We start from the raw sequence: 26133 nt of genomic DNA, 5'->3' as shown, positions 1-26133 counted from the left end.
GCATGAATCCGTCCCGTCAGTTCATTCTGCGGCCGGTGGCCACCACCCTGCTGATGGTGGCCATCCTGCTGACCGGCCTGGTCGCCTGGCGCATGCTGCCGGTTTCGGCGCTGCCCGAGGTGGACTACCCCACCATACAGGTGGTGACGCTGTATCCCGGCGCCAGCCCGGACGTGATGACCTCCTCGGTCACCGCGCCGCTGGAGCGCCAATTCGGCCAGATGCCCGGCCTGTCCCAGATGTCCTCGTCCAGCTCCGGCGGGGCGTCCGTCATCACGCTGCAATTCAGCCTGGACCTGACGCTGGACGTGGCGGAGCAGGAGGTGCAGGCGGCCATCAACGCTTCCAGCAATCTGCTGCCGTCCGACCTGCCCAGCCCGCCGATCTACAACAAGGTCAACCCGGCTGATACGCCGGTGCTGACCGTCGCCGTCAGCTCGCCCACCCTGCCCTTGACCAAGCTGGAAGACCTGGCCGACACGCGGCTGGCGCAAAAGCTGTCGCAAGTGCCGGGCGTGGGCCTGGTCAGCATCAGCGGCGGCCAGCGGCCCGCCGTGCGCATCCAGAGCAACCCCAAGGCGCTGGCCGCGCGCGGCTTGACCCAGGAAGACATCCGCACCGCCATCGCCGCCGCCAACGTCAACCAAGCCAAGGGCAGCTTCGACGGCCCGCTGCAGGCGTCCGCCATAGACGGCAATGACCAGCTGCAATCGGCGGACGAGTATCGCAAGGTCATCATCGCCTACCGCAACGGCGCGCCGGTCTACGTGCAGGACGTGGCCAAGGTGGTGGACGGCGCGGAAAACGCGCGCCTGGCCGCCTGGGCCGGCGACACTCCGGCCATCATCCTCAACGTGCAGCGCCAGCCCGGCGCCAACGTGATCCAGGTGACGGACCGCATCAAGGCGCTGCTGCCGCAGCTGAAGGAAACCCTGCCCGGCTCGGTGGACGTCAAGGTGCTGAGCGACCGCACCGTGACCATACGCGCCTCGGTGGCGGACGTGGAATTCGAACTGATGCTGGCCATCGCCCTGGTGGTGATGGTGATCTTCGTCTTCCTGCGCAATGTGCCGGCCACCATTATCCCGGCGGTGGCGGTGCCGCTGTCGCTGGTGGGCACCTTCGGCGTGATGTATCTGGCGGGCTTTTCCATCAACAACCTGACGCTGATGGCGCTGACCATCGCCACCGGCTTCGTCGTCGACGACGCCATCGTGATGATCGAAAACATCGCCCGCTACATCGAAGAGGGCGAGAAGCCGCTGGAGGCCGCGCTGAAGGGCTCCAAGCAGATAGGCTTCACCATCATCTCGCTGACCATCTCGCTGATCGCGGTGCTGATCCCGCTCTTGTTCATGGGCGACGTGGTGGGCCGGCTGTTCCGCGAATTCGCCGTCACGCTGGCGGTGTCCATCCTGATTTCCGCCTTCATCTCGCTGACGCTGACGCCGATGATGTGCGCGCGCCTGCTCAAGCACGTGCCGGAAGAACAGCAAGGGCGCTTCTACCACGCCAGCGGCCGTTTCTTCGACCGCGTCATCGCGCGCTACGGCGACATGCTCAATTGGGTGCTGGACCGGCAGAAAACCACCTTGCTAGTGGCCATCGGCACCCTGGCGCTGACCGCGGGGCTGTATGTCGCCGTGCCCAAGGGCTTCTTCCCGCTGCAAGACACCGGCGCCATCCAGGGCATCAGCGAGGCCTCGCAGTCCGTGTCCTTCAGCGCCATGGCCAAGCGGCAGGAAGCGCTGGCCGCCGTGCTGCTGAAAGACCCGGCGGTGGACAGTCTGTCGTCCTTCATCGGCGTGGACGGCACCAACACCACGCTGAACAGCGGCCGCCTGCTGATCAGCCTGAAGCCCAAGGACCAGCGCGACGACATCCGCGCCGTGCTGGCCAGGCTGCAGGCCCGCGCCGACGCCCTGCCCGGCATGTCGCTCTATTTGCAGCCGGTGCAGGACCTGACCATAGACGCGCGCGTCAGCCGCACCCAGTACCAGTTCACCTTGCAGGCCACCAGCCAGGACGAGTTGTCCGCCTGGGTGCCCAAGCTGGTGCATCGCCTGCAGCAGGAGCCGGCCCTGGCCGACGTGGCAAGCGACCTGCAGGACAAGGGCCTGCAAGCCTACGTCAAGATCAACCGCGACGTCGCCTCCCGGTTGGGTGTCACTACCGCCGCCGTCGACAACGCGCTGTACGACGCCTTCGGCCAGCGGCTGATTTCCACCATCTTCACCCAGACCAGTCAATACCGCGTGGTGCTGGAAGTGGAGCAAAACCATCAACGCGACCCGCTGTCGCTGAAAGGCATCTACGTGCCCACCGCCAGCGGCACGCCGGTGCCGCTGGACGCCGTGGCGACGATAGAAGAGCGGCCCGCCTCGCTGGCCATCAACCACCTGGGCCAGTTCCCCACCGCCACCATCTCCTTCAACCTGCGCCAGGGCGCATCGCTGGGCGAGGCGGTGGACGCCATCCGCCAGGCCGAGGCCGACCTGGGCCTGCCGGCCAGCCTGGACACCAAGTTCCAGGGCGCGGCCATGGCCTTCCAAGCCTCGCTCAGCAACACGCTGTGGCTGATCCTGGCCGCCATCGTCACCATGTACATCGTGCTGGGCGTGCTGTATGAGAGCTATATCCACCCCATCACCATCCTGTCCACCCTGCCCTCCGCCGGCATCGGCGCCTTGCTGGCGCTGATGGTGACGGGCTCGGACCTGTCGGTGATCGCCATCATCGGCATCATCCTGCTGATAGGCATCGTCAAGAAAAACGCCATCATGATGATAGACTTCGCGCTCGAAGCCGAGCGCGAACAGGGCATGGCGCCGCGCGAGGCCATCTACCAGGCCTGCCTGCTGCGTTTCCGCCCCATCCTGATGACCACCATGTCGGCGCTGTTGGGCGCGCTGCCCCTGATGCTGGGCAGCGGCATGGGCGCGGAGCTGCGCCAGCCGCTGGGCATCACCATGGTGGGCGGTCTGATGGTGAGCCAGGTGCTGACCCTGTTCACCACGCCGGTGATCTATCTGGCGTTTGACCGCCTGGCGCGCCGCTTCGGCCGCAAGGCCAAGCCGGAACTGGCGGCCGAGGGCGAAGCATGATCCCGTCCGAACCGTTCATCCGCCGCCCGGTGGCCACCACGCTGTTGACGCTGGCCATCCTGCTGGCCGGCGCCATCGCCTTCAAGCTGCTGCCGGTATCGCCGCTGCCGCAGGTGGACTTCCCCACCATCTCGGTCTCGGCCAAGCTGCCCGGCGCCAGCCCGGAAACCATGGCCGCCACCGTGGCCACGCCGCTGGAGCGCGCCCTGGGCCGCATCGCCGGCGTGACGGAGATGACGTCCAGCAGCTCGCTGGGCTCCACCAATGTGACGCTGCAGTTCGACCTGGACCGTGACATCAACGGCGCGGCGCGCGACGTGCAGGCTGCCATCAACGCCGCCCGCAGCCTGCTGCCTTCCGGCATGCCGTCCAATCCCACCTACCGCAAGGTCAATCCGGCCGACGCGCCCATCATGATTCTGGCGCTGACCTCGGACAGCCTGAGCCGCGGCCAGATGTACGACGCGGCGGACTCCATCCTGGCGCAGAAGTTGTCGCAGCTGGACGGCATCGGCAACGTGATCATAGGCGGCGGCGCCCAGCCGGCGGTGCGGGTGGAAATGAACCCGATGCAGCTGAACCACTACGGCATAGGCATGGAGGCCGTGCGCTCGGCCATCGCCACCACCAATGCCAACCGTCCCAAGGGCTATCTGGAGAACGAGGACAAGCACTGGCAGGTGCAGGCCAACGATCAGGCCAACAAGGCCAGCGACTACCTGCCGCTGATCATCAGCTACAAGAACGGCGCCGCGGTGCGCATAGAAGACGTGGCCGAGGTAAAGGACTCCGTGGTGGACCTGCGCAACGCCGGCATGCTAGGCAAGCAGCCGGCGGTGATGCTGATCCTGTTCCGCCAGCCCGGCGCCAACATCATCGAGACCGTGGACCGAGTCAAGGCGATGCTGCCCACCCTGCAGGCCTCCATCCCCGCCGCCATCAAGATCAACGAGGTGATGGACCGCACGCCCACCATCCGCGCCTCCTTGCGCGAGGTGGAGACCGCGCTGACCATCTCCATCGGCCTGGTCATCCTGGTGGTATTCCTGTTCCTGCGCAGCGGGCGCGCCACCGCCATTCCGGCCATCACCGTGCCGGTATCGCTGGTGGGCACTTTCGCCGTGATGTACCTGGCCGGCTTCTCGCTGAACAACCTCAGCCTGATGGCGCTGACCATCGCCACCGGCTTCGTCGTGGACGACACCATCGTGGTGCTGGAAAACATCTCGCGCCATATCGAAAACGGCATGAAGCCGTTTCAGGCCGCGCTGCGCGGCGCGCGCGAGGTGGGCTTCACGGTATTGTCCATCAGCATCTCGCTGATCGCGGTGTTCCTGCCCATCCTGCTGATGGGCGGCATCATCGGCCGGCTGTTCCGCGAGTTCGCCGTGACGCTGTCAGCCGCCATCCTGGTGTCCTTGCTGGTCTCGCTGACCACCACGCCCATGCTGTGTTCGCGCTGGCTAAAGGCGCATGACGCGCGCAAGGAGCCGGGCAAGTTGTTCCAATGGAGCGAGCGCGCCTTCGACGCCATGCTGGACGGCTACCGCCGCTCGCTATCCTGGGCGCTGGCCCACAGCCGCTTCATGATGCTGGTCCTAGGCGCCACCATCGCGCTCAACGTTTTCCTGTACGCCGTGATCGCCAAGGGCTTTTTCCCGCAGCAGGACACCGGCCGGCTGATGGGCATGATACGCGCCGACCAAAGCATCTCCTTCCAGGCCATGGAGAAAAAGCTGCAGCGCTTCATCGACGTGGTGAGCGCGGACCCGGCCGTGGACAAGGTGGTGGGCTTCACCGGCGGCGGCAAGCGCAACGGCGCCAATATGTTCGTCAGCCTGAAGCCGCTGTCCCAGCGCAAGGACAGCGCGGAGCAGGTGATTGCCCGCCTGCGCAAGAAGCTGTCGCATGAACCGGGCGCCCAGCTGTTTCTGCAATCGGTGCAGGACATCCGCATCGGCGGCCGCTCCAGCAACGCGCAATACCAGTACACGCTGCAAGGCGACGACCTGAACGCGCTGCGCGAATGGACGCCCAAGGTGCAGCTGGCGATGAGCAAGATCCCCTTCCTGACCGACCTCAACAACGACCAGGAAGTCAAAGGCCTGCAAACCACGCTGAACTTCGACCGCGCGGCGATGGCGCGGCTGGGCTTGACCCAGGCCCAGGTGGATGCCGTGCTCAGCGATGCCTTCGGCCAGCGCCAGGTTTCCACCATTTACAACCCGCTGAACCAGTACCACGTGGTGTTGGAAGTGGCGCCGCAGTACTGGCAAAGCCCGGAAGCCTTGCGCAACATCTACCTGCAGACGCCGGGCGGCCAGCCCACCCCGCTGTCGGCCATCGCCAGCTGGCAGCCCACCAGCGCCGCGCTGTCGGTCAACCACCAGAGCCAGTTCGCCGCCACCACGATTTCCTTCAACCTGCCGCCGGGCTATTCATTGTCCGACGCCACCACCGCCATAGACGCCGCCATCGCCGACATCGGCCTGCCCAGCTCCATCTATGCCAGCTTCCAGGGCACGGCCAAGTCCTTCCAGGCCTCGCTGAACAGCCAGCCCTGGCTGATCCTGGCCGCGCTGATCGCCGTCTACATCGTGCTGGGCATGCTGTATGAGAGCGTGGTCCACCCCATCACCATCCTGTCCACCCTGCCCTCGGCCGGCGTGGGCGCGCTGTTGGCGCTGATGGCCACCGGCGGCGAGTTCAACATCATCGCCTTGATCGGCATCCTGCTGCTGATAGGCATCGTCAAGAAGAACGCCATCATGATGATAGATTTCGCACTGACGGCGGAGCGGGAGCAGAAGCTGCCGCCGGAGCAGGCCATCTTCCAGGCCTGCCTGCTGCGCTTCCGCCCCATCATGATGACCACGATGGCCGCGCTGTTCGGCGCCCTGCCGCTGGCCCTGGGCCGCGGCGACGGCGCCGAGCTGCGCACGCCGCTGGGCATCTCCATCGTCGGCGGCCTGCTGCTGAGCCAGCTGTTGACGCTGTACACCACGCCCATCGTCTACCTGTACCTGGACCGCTTCCGCCTGTGGTGCCTGCAATGGCGCCGCGGCCAAGGCCGCGCGCTGGCCGGCGGCCGTGAGGATTGATCGCCATGCATAAAACAACAAGATTGCTCAAACCCTCCCTGAGCGCCATCCTGATCGCGCTGGCCCTGGCCGGCTGCGCCGCCGGCCCGGACTATGTCAAGCCCAAGCTGGACCTTCCCGCCGCCTTCAAGGAAGACGGCCGCTGGAAAACCGCCGAACCGCAAGACGCGCTGCCGCGAGGCGATTGGTGGACGGTATATCAGGATGCCGCGCTGAACCGGCTGATGGACACGCTGAACCGGCAAAGCCCCACCATCGCCCAGGCGGAGGCGCAATACCGCGAGGCACAGGCCCAGCTGCGCCAGGCCGAGTCCAGCCTTTTTCCCTCGGTCTCCGCCACCGCCTCGCGCAGCCATGGCGTGAGCACGGCCGGCAACCCCAGCGCCACCTCCTACAATCTGGGCCTGTCCGCCAGCTGGGAAGTGGACCTGTGGGGCGCGGTGCGGCGCGCGGTGGAGGCCGGAGAGGCCAAGCAGCAAGCCTCGGCCGCCCAGCTGGCCGCCATCCGCCTGAGCAGCCAGGCCCAGCTGGCCACCGCCTACCTGCAACTAACCGTGGCCGACGCGCAACTGGCCAATCTGCGGCAGAGCGAGCAACTATTGGCCAATAGCCTGCAACTGACGCGCAATCAATACGCCGCCGGCATTGTCGGCGACGACGCGGTGGCCTCGGCCGAGAGCCAATGGAAAACCGCCCAGGCCGCCGTGGTGGACAAGCGGCTGACCCGCGCCCAGCTGGAACACGCCATCGCCGCCCAACTGGGCCTGGCGCCGGCCAGCTTCTCCCTGTCCGCAGCCGCGCAAACGCCGCGCCTGCCGCAGTTGCCGCCCGGCCTGCCGTCCACGCTGCTGGAGCGGCGCCCGGACATCGCCGCCGCCGAGCGCAATATGGCCCTGGCCAACGCGGAAATCGGCATCGCCAAAACCGCTTACTTTCCCACCCTGACCCTGGGCGCCAGCGGCGGCTACCGCGGCGCCAGCTTCGCCGACTGGGTCAGCCTGCCCAACCGCGTCTGGTCCATCGGCCCCTCGCTGGCCTTGAGCCTGTTCGACGCCGGCCTGCGCCGCGCCCAAACCGAACAGGCCGTCGCCGCTTACGACGCCAGCGTGGCCAGCTACCGCCAGACCGTGCTCGCCGCGCTGCAGGGCGTGGAGGACAATCTTTCCGCGCAAAGCCTGCTGCATGAGGAGGCCGGTCTGCAAAGCGACGCCTTGGCCGCGGCCAAGCGGGCGGAAACCATCGCGCAGAACCAGTACCGCGCCGGCACCGTATCCTATCTGAATGTCCTGACTACCCATAACAGCCGCATCAACGCGGAAAACACCCTGTGGAACGTCAAGAGCCGCCAGTACGCCGCCAGCGTCGCGCTGATCGCCGCGCTGGGCGGCGGCTGGCAGGCCGCTGACCATGCGCAAAAATAAGAAAACCGGGCTTCACGCCCGGTTTTGAATTTCTCCGCCCCGGCTATCGCAGCCTGGCCCGGGGTAGCCGCCGGTGGGCGCCAAGTAGCCACGCCAGAGAGGAGAATGGCCATTCAGCCTGCGACACGCCGCAACTCCTCGTAAAAGGCATCCCGGCGCGACCGTCCGGCAAATCTCAACCGTACTTAGGCGGGCGACGGAATCCCCAGCCCGCGCGCCACCTCCGGCCGCGAGACAAAGTCATTCAACACGCGCTGGACATTGGGAAAGTCATCGAAGCCCACCAAATCGCCAGCCTCGTAATAACCCACCAGATTGCGCACCCACGGCCAGATGGCGATGTCGGCAATGGTGTACTCGTCGCCCATGATCCACTGGCGTCCTGCCATTCTTCCCTCCAGCACGCCAAGCAGGCGGCGCGCCTCCGCGACGTAGCGGTCGCGCGGTCGCTTGTCCTCGTAGTCCTTGCCTGCGAACTTGTGGAAGAAACCCAGCTGGCCGAACATCGGCCCGACGCCGCCCATCTGGAACATCAACCACTGGATGGTTTCATAGCGCGCGGCCGGATCGGCCGGCAGCAGCTTGCCGGTTTTCTCGGCCAGATAGATCAGGATGGCGCCGGACTCGAACAAGCCCAGCGGCTCGCCATTCGGCCCGTTGGGGTCCAGGATGGCCGGAATCTTGTTGTTCGGACTCAACGACAGAAACTCGGGCGACATTTGCTCGTTGCGCTCGAAGCTGACCATATGCGCCTCGTATGGCAAGCCGGTCTCCTCCAGCATGATGGAAACCTTGACGCCGTTCGGCGTAGGCAGCGAATACAGTTGCAGCCGGTCGGGATGCTGGGCCGGCCATTTGCCGGCGATGGGGAAGGCGCTCAGATCGGCCATGATTCCGTCCTTGGTTGAATATCCAGTCACTTACTATACCAATGCGGCATATCGCCGTCTTCCATCCTTCACCCTGGCGCGCCGGCCCGGGATGGTCCGCGCGGCAGCGCGGGTATATCATGTCGTTTTGCTCAATCGGCTGCGCGATCGCGCGCCGCCGCGCACGAACACAGGAAGACTCCCTTGATCAACGTTACCCTTTCCCCGTCCGTCACTGTCGGCAACGCCGCCCCGTTCACGCTGTTCGGCGGCATTAATGTGCTGGAATCGCGCGACCTGGCGCTGCGCGCCGCCGAGGAATACGTCCGCGTCACCCAGAAGCTGGGCATCCCCTACGTGTTCAAGGGCAGCTTCGACAAGGCCAACCGCTCCTCCATCCACTCCTACCGCGGCCCGGGCCTGGAGGAAGGCATGAAGATCCTGCAAGCGGTGAAGGACGCCTTCGGCGTGCCGGTGATCACCGACGTGCATGAACCGTGGCAAGCCGCGCCGGTGGCCGAAGTGGCCGACGTGGTGCAACTGCCGGCCTTCCTCGCCCGCCAGACCGACCTGGTGGAGGCGCTGGCCAAGACCGGCCGCGCCGTCAACATCAAAAAGCCGCAGTTCATGAGCCCGGCGCAAATCCAGAACGTAGTGGAGAAGTTCGTCGAGGCCGGCAACGAGCAGCTGATCCTGTGCGATCGCGGCACCTGCCTGGGTTACGACAATCTGGTGGTGGACATGCTGGGCTTCGGCGTGATGAAGAAGGTCAGCGGCAACCGCCCAGTCATCTTCGACGTCACCCACGCCCTGCAGCAGCGCGAATCCGGCGCCGCAGCCTCCGGCGGCCGCCGCGCCCAAGTGGCGGACCTGGCGCGCGCCGGCATGGCCATCGGCATCGCCGGCCTGTTCCTGGAAGCCCACCCCAACCCGGCCGAGGCCAAGTGCGACGGCCCCAGCGCGTTGCCGCTGGCGCAACTGGAGCCCTTCCTGGCCCAGATCAAGGCCATCGACGACCTGGTCAAGTCCTTCCCGCCGCTGCAGATCGACTAAACGCCATCACAGCCGGCTGCAGCAGTACGCCTCCGTGCGGTAGGGGAAAGCCACTTCGCCCCTGCCGCGCAAATCCGGGTGGGTGGCGATCAAACGGCGCAAGGCCTCGGCGAAGCGCCGTTTTTCATCGTCCGGCAGCGCCGCGATGAAGCTGACGGACAAAAAGCGGTCCACGATCACCCGCTCCGGCGGGCCGACATGGCGATGTCCCAAGGTGGTCAGCTCCGGCGCGGCGAAATGGCGGCCGGCTTCGAACGGCCGGCGCCATTCTCCGGTATGGAAACGCGGCGTATCGCCCTCATACGGTTTCATCAGTTCCGTGATCTGGGCCACCCAGTCGCAAGACTCGTCGCGCACATTCCATACCAGACCCAGGCGGCCGCCGGGCTTCAACACGCGATGGATTTCCGCGAGCGCGGCTTCGCTGGCGAACCAGTGAAAAGCCTGGGCGCACACGACGGCATCCATTGACGCGTCCGGCAGCGGAATCGCCTCCGCCGTTCCCGCCATCGCCTGAACGCCAGGCAGCCTGGCCTGCAGCTGCGCCCTCATCTCATCCACCGGCTCCACCGCCGCGACCCGGCCCGCCGCATCGACCAGCAAACGGGTGAACTTGCCGGTTCCGGCCCCCAGGTCCAGAACCGCCGCCCCCTGTCCCAGGCCAAGCGCCTCGCGCAACCAAGCCGCCAACTCGGGCGCATACTCCGGCCGCCCCCTGTCGTAAGCCGCCGCCTCGCGGGAAAATCCTTGCTGCGCCTCTTCGCGTATCGCGCTCATCTCGGTTCTCCTTTTACGCATGCGTTTTAAGTCGCACTCCATCGCGCCGCCACCCGCATTGAAGTCCGGGCAGCATGCCAGCGGAGACAGTTTCACCAGCGTGGACGGCCGCACGCAGACAACCGTCCGGGCAGCATGCCAGCGGAGACAGTCGTTCCCGCGAGGCATCCTCACCTGAAAGCATTCATTTCATAGCCATGCATCACTGCCACGCCGCCCGCGAAATCCAATCCGCCACCGGCCTGGACGGCAAGAGCGAGCGCCCGACCAAGCCCCTGCCCCGCTGCGCGGCGCATTGCGCCAGCAATGATATTGACGTATTTCCGCCCACTGAGCGACAATGCCAGCCTAATCCCGCCACACAGGACTATACGACATGAGCCAACTTCTCGCGTAACGCCCCTCCGGGGCACCCATCCGCACATCCTGCGGCCCGCCCTCACGCGCGAGAACCCTCATGCCACTCATCCAATTGCAAGGCGTCAGCCTTGGCTTTTCCCATAAAACCTGCTTTGCCGATTTCAGCGCCGATGTCGACTGGTGCCAACGCATCGCCATCGTCGGCGCCAACGGCAGCGGCAAATCCTCGCTGCTGAGCATCCTCAATGGCTCGCTGGAACCGGATTCCGGGCAGCGGATCCGGCTGGACGGCCTGAGGACCGGCTTCGTGCCGCAAATCGTGCAGGCACGCGATGGCCTGAGCGGCGGCCAGGCGGTCAATCAGGCGCTGAGCCGCGCGCTGGCCGAGCACCCGGACCTGCTCTTGCTGGACGAGCCGACCAACCATCTCGATGCCGACAATCGCCGCTCGCTTGGCCGCATGCTGCGCCACTTTCCCGGCGCGCTGGTGATCGTGACGCACGACGACGCCTTGCTGGACGAGTTGTGCGACACCGTCTGGCACATCGAGCAAGGCGCCGTCGAGGTATTCTCCGGCCGCTACGCCGATTTTCTGGCCGAACGCGACCGCCAACGGCTCGCCATCGCGCAGCAATTGCATGGCCTGCGCCGGGATCAACAGGCCGCCCATGAGGCGCGCATGAAGGAGCAGGAGCGCGCCAGCAAGGCGCGCGAACGCGGCGAGCGCAGCATAGCGCAGCGCAAATGGGCCACGATCAAATCCCCGGCCAAGCTGGGCCGCGGCAACACCACGGCGGGCCGGAAACAAGCCGCCATCACGGAACAGCAGCGCGAGCTGAGCGAACGCCTGTCGGCGCTGCGCATGCCGCAAACCATCGCGCCGCGCTTCCAACTGTGCCCTGCCGCACCCGGCGCGTCAGCCGTTCTGCAGGTCCGCGACGGCAGCGTCGGTTACGCGCAAGCCGTGCTGAACGGCATCCAGCTTGACCTGGCGGCGGGGGAAAGGCTGGCATTGACCGGCAAGAACGGCTGCGGCAAGTCCACGCTGGCCAAAGCCATCGCCGGCATCGCGCCGGCGCGCCGCCTGGCCGGAGACTGGCGGACACCGCCCGCGGACCGCATAGGCTATTTGGACCAGCACTACGGCCAGCTGGAGCCAGGCCTCACCGTGCTGGAAAGCTTGCGCCGGGCCGCGCCGGACTGGCCGCTCAGCCGCCTGCGCCACTGGCTAAGCGACTTCCTGTTCTGTCAGGACGAAGAGGCGCATGCCGATGTGGCGACGCTGTCGGGCGGCGAGCAGGCGCGCCTGGCGCTGGCCTGCATCGCGGCTCGGCCGCCCAGCCTGCTGGTGCTGGATGAAGCGACCAACAACCTGGACCGCGTGGCGCGGCAGCATGTGATCGAGGTGTTGCGAGACTATCCGGGCGCCATGCTGCTGATCTCGCATGACGAGGATTTCCTGTTGCAGGTGGGACGAGTGAGACAGCAAGCCCTATGAGCGAAGGCCGCTCAAACGGCCGGACATTGAGCTTGCAGCTCCAGCAGATAGGGCTTGATCTTGGCGGCCGTCACCGTCTGCAGCTTGCATAGCAAAGCGTGATCGATGTCCGGCAGCCGGTACTGGCTGGACAGCGTGTCGCCCAGCAAGGTCAACAGATTGGCGGCCATTTCGGCATCGGCCAGCGCGCGGTGGGCGCGGCCGGTATCGGGCAGCTTGGCCCAGCGCGTCAAGGTGCCCAGCTTGTGGTCCGGCGCCTGCGGCAACAAGCGGCGCGACAACAACAGCGTGCAGGCGAAATCCTGCCGCCGCGCAATCCCAAGCAAGGACAACTCGTGATCCCAGAATTTGCGGTCGAAGCTGGCGTTGTGCGCTGCCAGCGGCGTATCGCCGACAAACCGCGCCGCCTCGGCCATCACCTCGCAAGCGGGCGGCGCGGCTTTCAGCATCGCATTGCTGATGCCGGTGAGCCGCTCTATCATCGGCGGCACCCAGACACCGGCGTTCATCAGGCTCTGGAAGCGGTCCACCACGCGGCCGTCCTCGACCATGGCCACGCCGATCTCAGTGGCGCGGCAGTCTCGACCCGGCGTGATGCCGTTGGTTTCAAAGTCGATGACGGCGACGCGCTGTCTCATGCCAGGGCAGCCTTGGCAGCCTCTTCCGGCGTCAACCCCTCAAAGAACTGGTCGGTATACCACTCCGCCTGCTCTTCGATATGCTCCTGCGCTTCGGCCTCGGTCGCGCCGGCGGCGATCAGGTGAGTCTCCACCTCCGCGCACCAGGCCAGCAACGCCAGCGTTTCCTCATCCAATTTTTCTTGGCGCTTTCCTGCCATGGCCGACTTCCTGTCTCATTGATTCAAGGCGCGCATTGTACCCGCCCCGGCCCCGCGCGACAAAACCTTGATGGCGCGCGCCGACGCGGCATTTACCTGGACTGCGCCCAGCGAGGGAAGCATGCCGTCGATATTGCCTACCGCCGGCCAACTGGCCTATAAATCGACGAAAACCACCAAGCGGAGAGCGCAATGCGGCAATTGTCAGTCCGGCAGCTCATGGTCATTGGCACCCTCACCGTCGCCGTCCCGTTGCTGATAGGCAATGCGCTGATCTAGCTCAGCAACACGGCGCTGATGCAGGCAGAGAACGAGCGGCAGGCATTGGTGAATGCCATGCTCGCGTTCAAGAATGCCCGCTACAACGTGGTGCAGATCCAGCAGTTTCTGACCGACGCCGCCGCTACCGGCGAAGGCGCGGACGCCTACAAAGACGCCGGCAGCAACCGCGATCAAGGCCAAAAAGAGCTGGACAAACTGATGCAACTGCAGCCGGATCTCGCCGCCGAACTGCAACCGCTCAAACCCCAGTTAGACCATTTGTACGAAGTGGGCCGCAATATGGCCGACGTCTACATCCGCCAGGGACGTGAGGCCGGCAACGCCATCATGAAGCAGCCGGGCGCGGGCTTCGACAATTCGGTTAGCGCCCTGGACAAAAAACTGGAGCAAGTTTCAGCCCAGCTGACGCAACGCGCCGCCGACGCCAGCAACCATCAACTCGCCATCCAGGACGACGCCTTCATGGTCAGCGTAACGGTGGCCACCGTCGCCATGCTGCTTGTCCTCATCGGCAATTTCTACCAATACCGCCGCCTCACGCGCACGCTGGGCGGCGAACCGGCCTACGCCTCCCAGATCGCCCGCGAAATCGCCGCCGGCAATCTCGCGCTGGAGGTCATCAATCGCTCGCCCGACACCGACAGTCTGCTGGGCACCATACGCGTCATGGCCGGCCAGCTGGCCAAGCACATGAGGCGGCTAGACCTTGAATCCAAGCAGGTTGCGCAGTCGTCCTTCCAAATTTCCGACATTTCCAAACACATCACCGACACTTCGCAGCAAGAGCAAAACCATTCTGAAGATGTGCGCCGCGCCACGGCCGACCTATCCGACACGGCCGAAACGGTGCGCAATATCGCCCAAAAAGTCAGCGCCCACGCCGATCAGGCGCGCAACAGCGCGGCGCAAGGCAGAGACACCATGCGCGACAACATCCAGCAGATGGGGCTGGCCGTCAGCGAGGCGCGGCAGGCGGAAACCAAAATCCTGGCGCTGGGCGAAGCCAACCAGAAAATCCAGCTGATCACCCAAACCATCGCCAGCATCACCGAGCAGACCAATCTGCTGGCGCTGAACGCGGCCATCGAAGCTCGCCCGCGCGGGCGAGCAGGGCCGCGGCTTCGCCGTGGTGGCGGACGAGGTGCGCAAGCTGGCGTACCACGCCAGCCAGGCGACGGATGAGATCACAACCATCATCGGCAACCTGAACCAGCTGATAGAGGAAAACACCCGCTCGGTGCAGGGCATCATAGAGCGCACCCATGCCGGCATGGAGAAGGCCGAACAGGCAAACGGCGCCATCTCCAGCCTGATGGAAGACATAGACAATAATGTGGCCGCCGCGCACCAGATCGGCCAGGCCAGCGTGGAGCAAATGATGCGGCTGGCGACCTTGCAGGGCCAGCTGGACAATCTGCTGACCACTTTGGGCGAGAACTCCCTGAAAGTGCACACCACCGGCGCCATCAGCCAGGATCTCTACCGCGTCACGGAAAGCCTGCGGGAGATCATGAAGGAATTCCAGTTTGACGCCTCGCAGATCGTCCGGCCGCAGGAAAACGATAATCGCAAGCCCCCCCGCATCAATCAGAACCTGCTGGTCCAGGTGCGCGAGGGCGACCGGCTGCGCGACGCGATCACGGCGGACTTCAGCCTGTCCGGCATGCAGCTGCGCCTGCCGCTGCCCCTGGAGGCGCAATTGAACAAGCCCTTGCAGTTATTGCTGCAGCTGCCGCATGACAGCAAGGAAGACTACATCAAGCAAGACCCGGTGGAGCTTACAGGCAAGGTCTTATGGAGCCGCGACACGGCCAACGGCCATCTTTACGGCCTGACCTTCCTCTCGCCCAGCGCCGAGCAGCAGGAAATGCTCAAGCGCTGCTTCGAGTACTATAGCCACAGCCCCACCTTCCATTGAGGCCCCCGGCCCTGGCCGGGCGCGCCGCCTATCACGCGGCGCTCAAACGTCGACTAATCATCCACCCGGCCGCGCAGGGATTTGATCGCCGAGCGCTGGGACTTGCCGGCCAACCGCCTTTGCTGCGAGCCATAAGTCGGCTTGGTCGCCCGGCGCGCCTTCGGCGTATGGCTGGCGCCGTCTATCAGCGCCTGCAAGCGCAGCAGCGCATCGGCGCGGTTCTGCTCCTGAGTGCGGTACTGCTGCGCCTTGATGACGATCACGCCATCCTTGCTCAGACGCTGGTCACTCAAACCCAGCAGCCTCTCGCGCAGCCAGTCCGGCAAGGACGACGCGGCGATGTCGAAGCGCAGATGGATGGCGGATGAGACCTTGTTGACGTTCTGTCCGCCCGCGCCTTGGGCGCGCATCGCGGTGATCGTCACCTCGTCCTCTTTGACGGGATAGCGGGAAACGGACATGGCGGGAAAACAGTTTCTGAAAAGCGCATTATAAGCCGCGCGGCCGCCCGCAAGCCAAAGACCCGCCGCGCCGGCATGGCGGGCGGGCCGTGCCGCGGCATCAAGACTTCAGTTGTTTCACCAGGCCGTCGCACACCGGTTTCTGCGCATCGGCTGCCGGCAGCTTTTCGCATACGCCGTTCAACTGGCCGGCCAGACGGCCGACCGCCTCCCTGTGCGCGCCGTTCTTGTTCCAGTCGCGCAGGCGCTTGGCCACCCGCTCCAGCGAACGGCGGCTGCGCTCGTAGAAGGCGCTGTCGGACTTGGCCGCGTCGGCGAACACCGCGCTGGCGGCGGCCTCGATGCGCGCCGCGTCCTGCGGCGCCAGCTCCACGGCCCCGCCCACATAGCTCGCCCCCCATTGCAGCCTTGTCGCCTGGCCTTCCGCCGCCTGGTAAGCCTTTTGATACCAATCCAGCGCCGCAGCCTTGTTGCCGCGCTCCTTGGCGTTGGAGGCCAGGATCAGCATGTGGTAGTAAGGGGCGTGAGAAGTCTTCAATTCGCCCAGCAACAGCTTGTCCGACTCATCCAGCAAGCCGGCATCGGCCAATAGCTCGCCTGCCGCGGTGATCACCGCCTGGCGCTGGTAGGGATTCACGCTGGCCTGGTCCGCAGCCGCCGCCTTGGCTCGGACATCGCTCAATAAAGCCGCCGGCACCGCCTGTTTGGGATGGCGCGCCTTGTACAGGTCCAGCGTGGTCGACACCGCGCCCAGCCGGTCGCCCCAGGCCAGGGTATCATCGTTGGACAGGCGGGCCAGCTGCGCGTCGAAGGCTGCCAATAGGCCATCGGCGTCGCCCAGCAGTTTCAGGATGTCGCCGGCGGCGTAGATCACGATGTCGGCGTTGGCGCGGCTGAGCTTGTCGTCACGCAGCACCCTGGCCAGACGCTCACGCGCCTTGCCTTTGTCGAAGGCCGGCGGCTGCTTGTCTCCGGCCAACGCGGCCAACGCCTTCAGCTGCAGCCGCGTGGCGGTGGCGGCCTGATCGGCCGGCACTCGCTGCGCCAGTTTCACCAACGTCGCGGTGACGTCGGATTCCGGAATGATCTGGCCCTGATCCACGTCCCAGGCGTAGTCCGCCAAGAGCTGCCAATCGTCCGCTGCCAGCGGCTTGCCGGCCAGCGCGTCCGCCAGCAGGGTCCGCACCGGCTTCACCGTCACCAGGCCCAGCTGCAAGGTGCGCAGATAGCGCTGCGGGTCCACCTCGCCCGGCAGGCGGGTGATCTCAGCGCCATCCGGCCGGAACAGGATCATCGTGGGATAGCCGCGCACCTTGAACTTCTCGCCCAGCTGCTGCGCATTGTCGCTGTCGCCGTCCAGATACACCGGCACAAACTGGCGCGCCGCGGCGATGAAGTCCGGCCGGTTGAAAATGGTGGATTTCACCTGATTGCACGGCGGGCACCATACCGCGCCCCAATACAGGAACACCGGCTTGTTCTCGCTGCGCGCCTTGGCGAAGGCGGCGGGCACGTCGCCCAGCTGCCAGGCGATGCCAGGCGGCAGGGCGTGGCCGTTGCTGACTTCGGCATGGGCCAGCGGCATCAGGCCGGCCAGCGCCAGGGTAATGAGCAACAGGGTACGCTTCATGTCTTGGCCTCATCTCAGACGATTGTGATGCGGCCATGCTAAACCAAATATTCACAAAGCATATAGCGCGACTGTCGATTTGTTTAGCTGCCATGTTGCAAAACCAAATCGCCCGCAGGCTGCCAAGACGCATCCCGAAGCGATCCGCACGGTGAACAGCCGAGCCTTGCGCAGCCGGCCCGCCGCATAAACCCTCCCGCCTCGCCGCTTAATCCTCGCGCAGCTCGAAGTCATGCGTGATGTCGGCCGTCTTGGCCAGCATGATGGAGGCGGAGCAGTATTTTTCCGCCGACAGCTTGATCGCCCGCTCCACCGCGTCCGGCTTCAAGCCTTTCCCTACCACCACGAAATGGAAATGAATCTTGGTGAACACCTTGGGGTCGATGTCGGCGCGGTCCGCCTGGATTTCCACCCAGCAGTCGCGCACGTCCTGGCGCGATTTCTTCAGGATGGTGATCACGTCGTAACTGGTGCAGCCGGCGGTGCCCAGCAGCACCAGCTCCATCGGCCGCGGTCCCAGGTTGCGGCCGCCGCCTTCCGGCGCGCCGTCCATCACCACCGCGTGGCCGCTGCCGGTTTCGCCCATGAAACACACGCCATCCACCCATTTCAGCCTTGCCTGCATCGTCCTGCTCCCTTTTTTGATCGAAAATGAGCATCAGACTAACATTGTCGATTGGGCGGACAAAGATTCACCGGTAGAATAGAAAGATTGTCCCGTTATATCCGAGCTGCACCCATGCTGGTATTAGGCATTGAATCTTCCTGCGACGAAACCGGCGTCGCGCTGTACGACACCGACAGCGGCCTGTTGGCCCATCAGTTGCACACCCAAATGGCCATGCACGCCGAGTACGGCGGCGTGGTGCCCGAACTGGCCAGCCGCGACCATATCCGCCGCGCCATTCCGCTGACCGAGGCTTGCCTGGCCGAGGCCGGCAAAACGCTGGCCGACCTCAACGCCATCGCCTACACCCAGGGCCCCGGCCTGGGCGGCGCGCTGATGGTGGGCGCCAGCATGGCCAACGCGCTGGCCTTCGGCCTGAATCTCCCAGTCATTCCGGTGCATCACCTGGAAGGCCACCTGCTGTCGCCGCTGCTGGCGGACCCCAAGCCGGAATTCCCCTTCCTGGCGCTGCTGGTCTCCGGCGGCCACACCCAGCTGATGGCGGTGCGCGGCGTCGGCGACTACGAAATCCTGGGCGAAACAGTGGACGACGCCGCCGGCGAGGCCTTCGACAAAACCGCCAAGCTGCTGGGCCTGCCCTATCCCGGCGGCCCGCTGTTGTCCAAGCTGGCGGAGTCCGGCAGCCCGGACCGCTTTACCCTGCCGCGCCCCATGCTGCACTCCGGCAATCTGGACATGAGCTTCTCCGGCCTTAAAACCGCGGTGCTGACCTTGGTGCGCCAGCAGGAGTCGGAACAGGGCGAACTGGACGAGCAGACGCGGATGGACATCTGCCGCGCCTTCCAGGAGGCCATCGTCGAAGTGCTGGTGAAGAAATCGCTGGCCGCGATGAAGCTGGCCGGCATGAAGCGGCTGGTGGTGGCCGGCGGCGTCGGCGCCAACAAGCAGCTGCGCGCGGCGCTGAACGAAGCCGCGGCGCGCCGCAAGTTCGAGGTGTTCTACCCGCCCCTGGCGCTGTGCACCGACAACGGCGCGATGATCGCCTTCGCCGGCGCCATGCGCCTGAAATTCGCCGAGCCGGCAGGCGGCTTCACCATCAAGCCGCGTTGGGACTTGTCCAGCCTGCCGGCGGTATAAACCTGAATATTTTATCCGCCACGACATCCACGAAAGAACACGAACAACTCCCGAAGCCGGCAGGCCGCCGCTGGATCAGCGGCTTGCTCCGCTAGTTTTATTTTTCGTGTCGTTTCGTGGATTTCGTGGCCCAATACCATCATGATCCAACTCAAAAACCTAAGCTTGCGCCGCGGCCTGAAAGAATTGCTGATCGGCGCCAACCTGACGCTGAACCCGGGCTACAAAGCCGGCCTGACCGGCGCCAACGGCGTGGGCAAATCCAGCCTGTTCGCCATGCTGCTGGGCGAATTGCACGCCGACGGCGGCGACATGCTGCTGCCCCCCAACTGGACCGTGGCCCACGTGGCGCAGGAAACGCCGGCGCTGGAGCGCAGCGCGCTCGATTACGTGCTGGACGGCGACAAGGAGTTGCGCGCGCTGGAAGCCCAGCTGGCGGACGCGGAAGATAAGCACGACGGCAACGCCATCGGCCATCTGCACGGCGAGCTGGCCAATATCGACGCCTACTCCGCGCCGTCCCGCGCCGGCAAGCTGCTGACCGGCCTGGGCTTCGACGAAGCCGCGCAACAGCGTCCGGTGGCCAGCTTCTCCGGCGGCTGGCGCATGCGGCTGAACCTAGCCCAGGCGCTGATGTGCCGTTCCGACCTGCTGCTCTTGGACGAACCGACCAACCACCTGGACCTGGAAACGGTGCTGTGGCTGGAAGACTGGCTGCAGGCCTACCCCGGCACCCTGCTGGTGATCTCGCACGATAGAGACTTCCTCGACGCCATCTGCAGCCATACCGTGGAAGTGGCCAACCAGACGCTGACCTTGTACACCGGCAACTACAGCCAGTTCGAAGTGATGCGCGCGGAAAAACTGGCGCGCCAGCAAGGCGAATACGAGAAGCAGCAGCGCCAGATCGCCCACCTGGAATCGTTCATCAACCGCTTCAAGGCCAAGGCCAGCAAGGCGCGCCAGGCGCAGAGCCGGGTCAAGGCGCTGGAAAAACTGGAGCGCATCGCGCCGGCCCACTCCGCCTCGCCGTTCGACTTCCACTTCGACAGCCCCGAGCATCTGCCCAATCCGCTGCTGAAGCTGGACAAGGCCGACGCCGGCTACGGCGACAAGACCATCCTGTCCGGCATCAGCCTGTCGGTGGAAGCCGGCGCGCGCATCGGCCTCCTGGGCGTCAACGGCGCCGGCAAATCGACGCTGGTCAAGCTATTGTCCGGCGACCTGGCGCCGCGCGCCGGCGAGCGCATCAACGCGCAGATGCTGAAGATAGGCTATTTCGCCCAGCACACGCTGGAAACGCTGCGGCCGGACGAAACGCCGCTGCAGCATATGCAGCGAATGGCGCCGACCACGCGCGAGCTGGAGCTGCGCAGCTTCCTAGGCGGCTTCAACTTCCGCGGCGACGCCGCCACCGACCCGGTCGGCCCGATGTCCGGCGGCGAGAAGGCGCGTCTGGCGCTGGCGATGATCGTGTGGCAGAAGCCCAATCTGCTGCTGCTGGACGAACCAACCAACCACTTGGACCTGGAAATGCGCCACGCGCTGACGCTGGCGCTGCAGGACTTCACCGGCGCGCTGATCGTGGTATCGCACGACCGCAGCCTGCTGGAGTCCACCACCGACGTGTTCTGGCTTATCAGCGGCGGCAAGGTGCAACCCTTCGACGGCGACCTGGAAGACTACCGCCAATGGCGCATCGCCCAACTTGCGGAGGGCAGTAAGCCATCCGACGGCGACGCCCAGGGCGTCAACCGCAAGGAGCAGAAGCGCCAGGAAGCCGAGGCGCGCCAGCAGCTGGCCAAGCAGCGCAAGCCGCTGCAAAACCGCCTGAACAAGCTGGAACAGGAGATGAACAAGCTGAGCGAGGAGAAAACCCAGCTGGAAGCCTTCCTATCCTCCAGCGAGGCTTACGACGACGCCAACCGCCAGAAAATGGCCGACAGCGTGAAGCGCCAGGGCGAGGTGTCCAGCCGGCTGGAGGCCGTGGAAGAGGAATGGATGGCGGTGCAGGAGCAACTGGAGGCGCTGGAAGCCTGATCGATCCCGGCTCAAAACCGCCATGCGAAACGCCGCTCTCAACGAGCGGCGTTTTCGTTTTTGAACACAATCCACATCGAGATGGAACAAGGTTGTGGACAAGCACGGGACAAGTCCTGATTTTCCTTTACCTTGAAAGACTTAGCCCACCTGCCCATTTTTTAATCAGCACGGGAACTTTCCCACACCTGTCCGGAACAAGCTTGGTGACAGATTGTGGACAATACCGACAAGCGCTTGAACATAAACAACAAATCAGAGCAGACTATTTTTTAAGCAAGCGCCCCAAGCGCGGACACCCCCAGGGTCATTCTACCCAGCTGCCGCCAAGGCGCTTCTCCATGCTGACGTATCATGCTCACCGCGCCAAACATCAGCGTCATCGCCCCGGGCAGGCCCGGCGTATCCAGCAATGAATTGCCCGCCGCGCGCGGATTGCGCGGATGCGCCAGGGTCAGATGCGGCGCATGCCCGCGCGCGCCACTGCCCAGCACCGCGCGCCGCATGGCCTGGAAATCCGCCTCACCCTCGATGCAAGGCAGCAGAATGCCATGCCCCAGGAAACACTCAGCCGGTCCAAATGCCAGCCGCAACGGCGCCATCCCGCGCAAACGCTCAAACAGGCGCTCCATGCTCAAGCCGGCGATTTCATCCTCGCGGCACAGCGTGACATGCGCCGCGATGAGCCCGGCTTGCACGGGATCCAATGCGCGGCGCACAACCTCCAGCGGCGCGCCCTCTACGCGCGGCACAAACAGGGTGAGCTGCTCGCGCAGCCTGGCGGCCTCAACCATGGGCCGCGCAGTTGCAAAGTTCGAACTCATTGCCGCCCGGCGAGGCCAGCACGATGGCGTTCATTTGCGGATTGCCCAGGCCATCCAGCACCACCGTCGCGCCGGCGGCCTTGGCGCGGCTCACGGCGGCCGCCAGTTGCTCCGGCGCTCAGAACCCCCTCCCGACAGACAAACCCTCGACAATCCTTTTGTATTCCACGATGGCATCTCTGGAAGATTTGGCTCGGAGCGTCTGATCGTTCACATAGCCCTTTTTCAACAAGCTCTTTCCTCGCCAGACATTGGCATAGAATCCATAAATCGAAGATACGAGAAGACCCAACACCAAACCCCAAAAGGGATGAAACTCCAAAAATCCATTGAGAAGAATGGCTAGCAACACACCGACCGCCCCTTGCCAATATAGGCGATGAAAAAATGCCCAAGCTCCGCCAAAGAAAAAGGCGAACCAGTTCATGCCCTCTTTGAGGGCTACAATTGATTTCCCGTTAACAGAGTACAGTTTCCAACTATGCACACTCCCTCCCAAGATAACCATCCATACAATCTCTCATAATACAACTGCGGAATTGAGCAGGTTCACATACTTCTGATTTCGTAACCGCGCTCCCGCAAGACTTTCCCCCACTCCGCCATGGCGATCTCCACCAGGCCAGGCTGGCCGGCGAAGCCGAATTCGATATGCATCTGCGGAATAGCCTCATTGCCGAAGTTGGGCAGGCTGGACAATTTCAGCGCGGGATAGCGGGCCGTGAACTCCTGCATCAGATCAATCAAATCACCCTCGCGGGCATGGACGGCGATGCAGCTCATTTCGATATCCGGCTGATCGTTGAACAGCTGGCGATAATGGGTATCCAGCACCCATTCGATCATGGGCCAGGCCATGCTGGGGAAGCCCGGCACAAAGTGGACATGGCCATGGGAGAAGCCGGGGACTTGGTTGACCGGATTGGGGATGATGGCCGCGCCTTGCGGAAAATGGCCCATCTGGATGCGATGGGGATAGGCTTCGTCGCCGAAGCGGCTCTCCAGCAAAACCTTGGCCTCCGGATGCAACGCCAGCGGCACGCCCAGCGCGCGGGCCGCGCAGGCGCGGGTATGGTCGTCCGGCGTGGCGCCGATGCCGCCGAAGCTGAACACCAGATCGCCGCTTTCAAAGGTCCGCCGCAAAGCGGCCTCGATGCGAGCCGGGTCGTCGCCCAGATATTCCGCCCAGGCCAGCTTGATGCCGCGCGCGGCCAAGATGCGGATCAAAGCCTGCATATGCTTGTCCTGGCGCTTGCCGGACAATAGTTCATCGCCAATGATCAGGGCGCCTATTTGCATGCTCTCCTCCAAATGAATCACGGCGCGCGGCTAGCCAGACGCTGGCCCGTCCCGCCCCATGGTTGCGCCGTCTCGCTCTAGCATGCGCCGGCAGACGGCATAGCAATCGTCGATATGGCTGTTGCCGACATAGCGCATGGCGGCGAAGCCTATGGCGGCATTGGCGGCCCAGCCCAGCACCGGCACCAGCTTCAGCGCCTGCTTGCCTGCCCAGCGCCCGGCGGCGCGCTTGACCACGGCCGCAAGCAAGCTGCGCGTGACCTCCAGCCCAAGCAGCGCGCTGCCCGCGCGGCGGATCAGTTGATACAGCAGCTGCTTGCGCGCCGCGTCGTAGCCGGCGATCTGTTCCGGCGCCACGCCGAAGCGCTGGTTGATGGCCGGAATCAGCTGCAGCAGGATGGCGACATCGGCCGCCACATCCACGCCAGGCGCGGGCAAGGCCGAAGCGCCGGCGGACAGCGCGGCGCGGCCGCGCACCATGGCGCGGCACTCGTCGCGTATCGCGTCCAGCTCGCTGAGGCTGGCCGGCAGCATCAGTGCGCCTCGCCCACCTGCGGGCCGGCCAGCGCGTCCTTGGGCATGGCCAGCTGCTTGACCACCGCCTGCGCAGCGGCAAACTCTGCCGTGGCGATGATCTGCTGCCAGTCTTCTGGGCGGCTCTTGCCCGCCATGCGCTCCAGCCGCTCCGCCAGCTTGGGCTGAGGCGGCGGCGCCAGCACCGCCAGCATTTTGTCGGCCTCGGCCGGCTGATTGCAAACCAGCACCATGTCGCAACCGGCCGCCAGCGCCGCGTCCGCGCGCTGCACATAGCTGCCCGCGCCTGCCGCGCCCGCCATGTCCAGGGCATCGGAGAAGATCACGCCGTCGAATCCCAGCTGGCCGCGCAGGATGTCTGTGAGCCAAACCCAGGAGAAGCCGGCCGGCTGGCTGTCCACCGCCGGATACAATACGTGGGCCGGCATCACCGCGCCCATGCCGGCTTCCGCCAGACGCGCGAAAGGCACCAAGTCATCGCGCGCGATCTCGGCCAGGCTTCTATCGTCCTGCGGCATCAAATGGTGGCTGTCGCCCTCCACATAGCCGTGGCCGGGATAATGCTTGCCGCAGCTCATCATGCCGCCGCGGCCCAGGCCCTGCTGCAGCGCCTCGGCCAACTCGGCCACGGCTTCCGGATGGCGATGGAAGGAACGGTTGCCTATCACCGCGCAACGGCTCCAGTCCAGATCCAGCACCGGCGTGAAGGACAGGTCTATGCCGCAGGCCGACAACTCGGCCGCCAGCACATAGCCCACGGTTTCGGCCAGCTTCAGCGCCTGCTCGCGGTCCGCGTCCCAGGCTTCGCCCAGCACATTCATCGGCGGCAGACGGGTGAAGCCGTCCAGGAAACGCTGCACGCGGCCGCCCTCGTGGTCGACGGCGATCAGCAGATGCGGCGAGCGCAAGGCGCGGATTTCCGCGGTCAGCGCGCGCAGCTGTTCGATGTTCTGGAAGTTGCGTCGGAACAGGATGACGCCGCCCACCAGCGGGTGGGACAGCCGCGCGCGCTCCTGCTCGGTCAGCGCGAAGCCGGCGACGTCCACCATCACGGGGCCGCGCGGGAGATTCAGAGTATTTTGGGTCATGGGCTTATCCTCGACCATTGAGACGGGCGGCCTGCCCAAGCGGCAGGCCATGTAAAAGCGAATGGGCGACTCATCCTGGCGTGAGCGCCTGGCATGGCTGGCGCCCCAGGCCAATGCCAGGCACGGCGGAGCGCCTCAGCGGGCTTCGCCCGACTAGGCGGATTCCAGCACGACGAAGGCCAGCGCGTGGCCGCGCTCGTCGCTGATGGAGACATGCATGCCGACGACGCCGCGCGCGGCGACGAAAGCGGCCAGCGACTCCGACAAGATCAGCAACGGCTTGCCGAGCTCATCGTGGCCGGTACCTATCGCCGTCAGCAGCGCCGGCGCTATCACCCCGGTGCCCAGCGCCTTGGCGAAGGCCTCCTTGACCGCGAAACGCTTGGCCAGAAAGCGCGCCGGATCGGAGTGGGCCTCGAACTCCGCCTGCTCCGCCGCCGTCAGGATACGCCGGCCGGCCTTGGCGCCCCAACGCCGGCACCAGTCCTCCATGCGAGAAATCTCGACCAGATCCGTGCCGATGCCGTAAATCATTACAGGCCCTGGCGGCCTTCTATCATCAGCGCCTTCATCTCGCGCACCGCCTGCGGGAAGCCGACGAACAGCGCGTGGGCGACGATGGCGTGGCCGATGTTCAGCTCCGCGATCTGCGAAATGGCGGCGATGGGCTTGACGTTGTGGTAGTTCAAACCATGGCCGGCGTTGACCACCAGCCCCAAGCTGGCGCCGAACTCGGCCGCCTCGCGGATGCGGGCCAGCTCGGCCGCGCGCTCGCTGGCGTGCGGCGCGTCGGCGTAAGCGCCGGTATGCAGCTCGATCACGCGCGCGCCGGCGTCGTAGGCTTTCTGGATTTGCTCGCGGTCCGGGTCGATGAAGATGGAGACGCGGATGCCCGCCTCGCTGAGCTTGGCGGTATAGTGGCGGACGTCGGCATAGTGGCCGCGCACGTCCAGGCCGCCCTCAGTGGTGACTTCCTCGCGCTTTTCCGGCACCAGGCAGACGTCTTGCGGAGCCACTTCCAGCGCATGAGCCAGCATTTCCGGCGTCATCGCCATTTCCAGATTCATGCGCGTCTTCAGCACCGGGCGCATCGCCTGCACATCCGCGTCCTGAATATGGCGGCGGTCCTCGCGCAGATGCAGGGTGATCAGATCCGCGCCGCTGGATTCGGCCACCAGGGCCGCCTCCACCGGACTGGGGTAGCGGGTGCCGCGCGCCTGGCGCAGCGTGGCGACATGATCGATGTTAACGCCCAACAGAATCATTTGTAT

24 protein-coding genes are annotated in these 26133 nt (G+C 65.2%); 9 read left to right on the top strand and 15 right to left on the bottom strand.

Annotated features, from left to right (window positions below; genetic code table 11):
* Positions 1–2: 2 nt before the first annotated feature.
* From FYK34_RS05385 to FYK34_RS05375, 3 genes are read left to right on the top strand one after another with little or no spacing between them, the layout of a single operon-like run.
* The gene (locus FYK34_RS05385) at positions 3–3104 is read left to right on the top strand and encodes an MdtB/MuxB family multidrug efflux RND transporter permease subunit (RefSeq protein ID WP_149295406.1); all 3102 of its coding nucleotides are present in this window, start codon (positions 3–5) and stop codon (positions 3102–3104) included.
* Positions 3101–6205, top strand: coding sequence for a multidrug efflux RND transporter permease subunit (locus FYK34_RS05380; protein WP_149295405.1), 3105 nt, complete (start codon positions 3101–3103; stop codon positions 6203–6205). Before FYK34_RS05385 ends, FYK34_RS05380 begins: the two co-directional genes overlap by 4 nt.
* A 5-nt stretch (positions 6206–6210) precedes the next feature.
* The gene (locus tag FYK34_RS05375; protein WP_149295404.1) at positions 6211–7626 is read left to right on the top strand and encodes an efflux transporter outer membrane subunit; all 1416 of its coding nucleotides are present in this window, start codon (positions 6211–6213) and stop codon (positions 7624–7626) included.
* Positions 7627–7811: 185 nt separating this feature from the next.
* On the opposite strand, the gene FYK34_RS05370 is transcribed toward FYK34_RS05375, so the two are convergent.
* Positions 7812–8516: a glutathione S-transferase C-terminal domain-containing protein gene (locus FYK34_RS05370; protein ID WP_149295403.1), complete on the bottom strand. Its 705-nt coding sequence runs from the start codon at positions 8514–8516 to the stop codon at positions 7812–7814.
* A 183-nt stretch (positions 8517–8699) separates the two neighbouring features.
* Between FYK34_RS05370 and kdsA the strand changes: the two genes are divergently transcribed.
* Positions 8700–9548: a 3-deoxy-8-phosphooctulonate synthase gene (gene kdsA, locus FYK34_RS05365; protein WP_149295402.1), complete on the top strand. Its 849-nt coding sequence runs from the start codon at positions 8700–8702 to the stop codon at positions 9546–9548.
* A gap of 6 nt (positions 9549–9554) precedes the next feature.
* On the opposite strand, the gene FYK34_RS05360 is transcribed toward kdsA, so the two are convergent.
* Positions 9555–10325 (bottom strand): class I SAM-dependent methyltransferase, encoded by a 771-nt coding sequence (locus tag FYK34_RS05360; protein WP_149295401.1) that lies wholly within the window; start codon positions 10323–10325, stop codon positions 9555–9557.
* 457 nt (positions 10326–10782) lie between these two features.
* Between FYK34_RS05360 and FYK34_RS05355 the strand changes: the two genes are divergently transcribed.
* Positions 10783–12183 carry an ABC-F family ATP-binding cassette domain-containing protein gene (locus FYK34_RS05355; RefSeq protein ID WP_149295400.1) on the top strand — a complete coding sequence of 467 codons (1401 nt, stop codon included), beginning with the start codon at positions 10783–10785 and terminating at the stop codon, positions 12181–12183.
* Between the two features lie 11 nt (positions 12184–12194).
* On the opposite strand, the gene FYK34_RS05350 is transcribed toward FYK34_RS05355, so the two are convergent.
* Entirely contained in the window at positions 12195–12821 is a 627-nt protein-coding gene (locus tag FYK34_RS05350) for a 3'-5' exonuclease (protein ID WP_149295399.1), read from the bottom strand.
* Positions 12818–13021: a hypothetical protein gene (locus tag FYK34_RS05345; RefSeq protein ID WP_149295398.1), complete on the bottom strand. Its 204-nt coding sequence runs from the start codon at positions 13019–13021 to the stop codon at positions 12818–12820. The genes FYK34_RS05350 and FYK34_RS05345 overlap by 4 nt, the downstream gene beginning before the upstream one ends.
* Before the next feature lie 336 nt (positions 13022–13357).
* Between FYK34_RS05345 and FYK34_RS21050 the strand changes: the two genes are divergently transcribed.
* Both FYK34_RS21050 and FYK34_RS21045 read left to right on the top strand, forming a co-directional pair.
* On the top strand, positions 13358–14485 hold the full coding sequence (locus FYK34_RS21050) for a methyl-accepting chemotaxis protein (RefSeq protein ID WP_168209650.1): 1128 nt from the start codon (positions 13358–13360) through the stop codon (positions 14483–14485).
* Entirely contained in the window at positions 14445–15221 is a 777-nt protein-coding gene (locus FYK34_RS21045) for a PilZ domain-containing protein (RefSeq protein ID WP_269203863.1), read from the top strand. The genes FYK34_RS21050 and FYK34_RS21045 overlap by 41 nt, the downstream gene beginning before the upstream one ends.
* Positions 15222–15274: 53 nt before the next feature.
* Here the strand turns inward: FYK34_RS21045 and arfB are convergent, their stop codons facing one another.
* From arfB to FYK34_RS05315, 3 genes are all read right to left on the bottom strand, one after another.
* Positions 15275–15682 (bottom strand): alternative ribosome rescue aminoacyl-tRNA hydrolase ArfB, encoded by a 408-nt coding sequence (gene arfB / locus FYK34_RS05325; protein WP_149295397.1) that lies wholly within the window; start codon positions 15680–15682, stop codon positions 15275–15277.
* A gap of 100 nt (positions 15683–15782) precedes the next feature.
* On the bottom strand, positions 15783–17312 hold the full coding sequence (locus FYK34_RS05320) for a thioredoxin family protein (RefSeq protein ID WP_149295396.1): 1530 nt from the start codon (positions 17310–17312) through the stop codon (positions 15783–15785).
* A 208-nt stretch (positions 17313–17520) separates the two neighbouring features.
* On the bottom strand, positions 17521–17937 hold the full coding sequence (locus FYK34_RS05315) for an OsmC family protein (RefSeq protein ID WP_149295395.1): 417 nt from the start codon (positions 17935–17937) through the stop codon (positions 17521–17523).
* 114 nt (positions 17938–18051) lie between these two features.
* Between FYK34_RS05315 and tsaD the strand changes: the two genes are divergently transcribed.
* Together tsaD and FYK34_RS05305 are read left to right on the top strand one after the other, a co-directional pair.
* Positions 18052–19077, top strand: a complete 1026-nt coding sequence (gene tsaD, locus FYK34_RS05310; protein WP_149295394.1) for a tRNA (adenosine(37)-N6)-threonylcarbamoyltransferase complex transferase subunit TsaD — start codon at positions 18052–18054, stop codon at positions 19075–19077.
* A gap of 141 nt (positions 19078–19218) precedes the next feature.
* Positions 19219–21117 carry an ATP-binding cassette domain-containing protein gene (locus tag FYK34_RS05305; protein ID WP_149295393.1) on the top strand — a complete coding sequence of 633 codons (1899 nt, stop codon included), beginning with the start codon at positions 19219–19221 and terminating at the stop codon, positions 21115–21117.
* A 272-nt stretch (positions 21118–21389) separates the two neighbouring features.
* On the opposite strand, the gene FYK34_RS05300 is transcribed toward FYK34_RS05305, so the two are convergent.
* From FYK34_RS05300 to pdxJ, 8 genes are all read right to left on the bottom strand, one after another.
* Positions 21390–21911 carry a 2'-5' RNA ligase family protein gene (locus FYK34_RS05300; RefSeq protein WP_149295392.1) on the bottom strand — a complete coding sequence of 174 codons (522 nt, stop codon included), beginning with the start codon at positions 21909–21911 and terminating at the stop codon, positions 21390–21392.
* Positions 21904–22047 (bottom strand): VOC family protein, encoded by a 144-nt coding sequence (locus FYK34_RS20405; protein ID WP_168209830.1) that lies wholly within the window; start codon positions 22045–22047, stop codon positions 21904–21906. The genes FYK34_RS05300 and FYK34_RS20405 overlap by 8 nt, the downstream gene beginning before the upstream one ends.
* 12 nt (positions 22048–22059) lie before the next feature.
* Positions 22060–22368 carry a DUF2628 domain-containing protein gene (locus FYK34_RS05295; protein WP_168209648.1) on the bottom strand — a complete coding sequence of 103 codons (309 nt, stop codon included), beginning with the start codon at positions 22366–22368 and terminating at the stop codon, positions 22060–22062.
* A gap of 122 nt (positions 22369–22490) precedes the next feature.
* Positions 22491–23240 carry a competence/damage-inducible protein A gene (locus FYK34_RS05290; RefSeq protein WP_149295390.1) on the bottom strand — a complete coding sequence of 250 codons (750 nt, stop codon included), beginning with the start codon at positions 23238–23240 and terminating at the stop codon, positions 22491–22493.
* A gap of 30 nt (positions 23241–23270) precedes the next feature.
* A complete protein-coding gene (locus FYK34_RS05285; RefSeq protein WP_149295389.1) occupies positions 23271–23774 on the bottom strand; it encodes a hypothetical protein in 504 nt (167 codons plus the stop codon).
* A complete protein-coding gene (gene nagZ / locus FYK34_RS05280; protein WP_168209647.1) occupies positions 23774–24862 on the bottom strand; it encodes a beta-N-acetylhexosaminidase in 1089 nt (362 codons plus the stop codon). Before nagZ ends, FYK34_RS05285 begins: the two co-directional genes overlap by 1 nt.
* Before the next feature lie 153 nt (positions 24863–25015).
* On the bottom strand, positions 25016–25396 hold the full coding sequence (acpS, locus tag FYK34_RS05275) for a holo-ACP synthase (protein WP_149295388.1): 381 nt from the start codon (positions 25394–25396) through the stop codon (positions 25016–25018).
* Entirely contained in the window at positions 25396–26127 is a 732-nt protein-coding gene (gene pdxJ / locus FYK34_RS05270; RefSeq protein ID WP_149295387.1) for a pyridoxine 5'-phosphate synthase, read from the bottom strand. Before pdxJ ends, acpS begins: the two co-directional genes overlap by 1 nt.
* Positions 26128–26133 lie beyond the last annotated feature (6 nt).

It is taken from the genome of Chromobacterium paludis (genome assembly GCF_008275125.1).
GTDB lineage: Bacteria > Pseudomonadota > Gammaproteobacteria > Burkholderiales > Chromobacteriaceae > Chromobacterium > Chromobacterium paludis.
This window is presented reverse-complemented; position numbering and strand designations above follow the sequence as displayed.

Excerpts from the sequence above, each read along its gene's own strand:
- FYK34_RS05345 (WP_149295398.1), bottom strand. The coding sequence starts at position 13,021 with ATGGCAGGAAAGCGCCAAGAAAAATTGGATGAGGAAACGCTGGCGTTG.
- tsaD (WP_149295394.1), top strand. The coding sequence starts at position 18,052 with ATGCTGGTATTAGGCATTGAATCTTCCTGCGACGAAACCGGCGTCGCG.
- arfB (WP_149295397.1), bottom strand. The coding sequence starts at position 15,682 with ATGTCCGTTTCCCGCTATCCCGTCAAAGAGGACGAGGTGACGATCACC.
- FYK34_RS05315 (WP_149295395.1), bottom strand. The coding sequence starts at position 17,937 with ATGCAGGCAAGGCTGAAATGGGTGGATGGCGTGTGTTTCATGGGCGAA.
- FYK34_RS05350 (WP_149295399.1), bottom strand. The coding sequence starts at position 12,821 with ATGAGACAGCGCGTCGCCGTCATCGACTTTGAAACCAACGGCATCACG.
- FYK34_RS21050 (WP_168209650.1), top strand. The coding sequence starts at position 13,358 with ATGCTCGCGTTCAAGAATGCCCGCTACAACGTGGTGCAGATCCAGCAG.
- FYK34_RS05355 (WP_149295400.1), top strand. The coding sequence starts at position 10,783 with ATGCCACTCATCCAATTGCAAGGCGTCAGCCTTGGCTTTTCCCATAAA.
- nagZ (WP_168209647.1), bottom strand. The coding sequence starts at position 24,862 with ATGACCCAAAATACTCTGAATCTCCCGCGCGGCCCCGTGATGGTGGAC.
- FYK34_RS05290 (WP_149295390.1), bottom strand. The coding sequence starts at position 23,240 with ATGCAAATAGGCGCCCTGATCATTGGCGATGAACTATTGTCCGGCAAG.
- acpS (WP_149295388.1), bottom strand. The coding sequence starts at position 25,396 with ATGATTTACGGCATCGGCACGGATCTGGTCGAGATTTCTCGCATGGAG.
- FYK34_RS05285 (WP_149295389.1), bottom strand. The coding sequence starts at position 23,774 with ATGCTGCCGGCCAGCCTCAGCGAGCTGGACGCGATACGCGACGAGTGC.
- FYK34_RS05360 (WP_149295401.1), bottom strand. The coding sequence starts at position 10,325 with ATGAGCGCGATACGCGAAGAGGCGCAGCAAGGATTTTCCCGCGAGGCG.
- FYK34_RS05295 (WP_168209648.1), bottom strand. The coding sequence starts at position 22,368 with ATGAACTGGTTCGCCTTTTTCTTTGGCGGAGCTTGGGCATTTTTTCAT.
- FYK34_RS05305 (WP_149295393.1), top strand. The coding sequence starts at position 19,219 with ATGATCCAACTCAAAAACCTAAGCTTGCGCCGCGGCCTGAAAGAATTG.
- FYK34_RS05300 (WP_149295392.1), bottom strand. The coding sequence starts at position 21,911 with ATGGTTGAGGCCGCCAGGCTGCGCGAGCAGCTCACCCTGTTTGTGCCG.
- FYK34_RS05320 (WP_149295396.1), bottom strand. The coding sequence starts at position 17,312 with ATGAAGCGTACCCTGTTGCTCATTACCCTGGCGCTGGCCGGCCTGATG.
- FYK34_RS05385 (WP_149295406.1), top strand. The coding sequence starts at position 3 with ATGAATCCGTCCCGTCAGTTCATTCTGCGGCCGGTGGCCACCACCCTG.
- FYK34_RS05375 (WP_149295404.1), top strand. The coding sequence starts at position 6,211 with ATGCATAAAACAACAAGATTGCTCAAACCCTCCCTGAGCGCCATCCTG.
- FYK34_RS05380 (WP_149295405.1), top strand. The coding sequence starts at position 3,101 with ATGATCCCGTCCGAACCGTTCATCCGCCGCCCGGTGGCCACCACGCTG.
- pdxJ (WP_149295387.1), bottom strand. The coding sequence starts at position 26,127 with ATGATTCTGTTGGGCGTTAACATCGATCATGTCGCCACGCTGCGCCAG.
- FYK34_RS05370 (WP_149295403.1), bottom strand. The coding sequence starts at position 8,516 with ATGGCCGATCTGAGCGCCTTCCCCATCGCCGGCAAATGGCCGGCCCAG.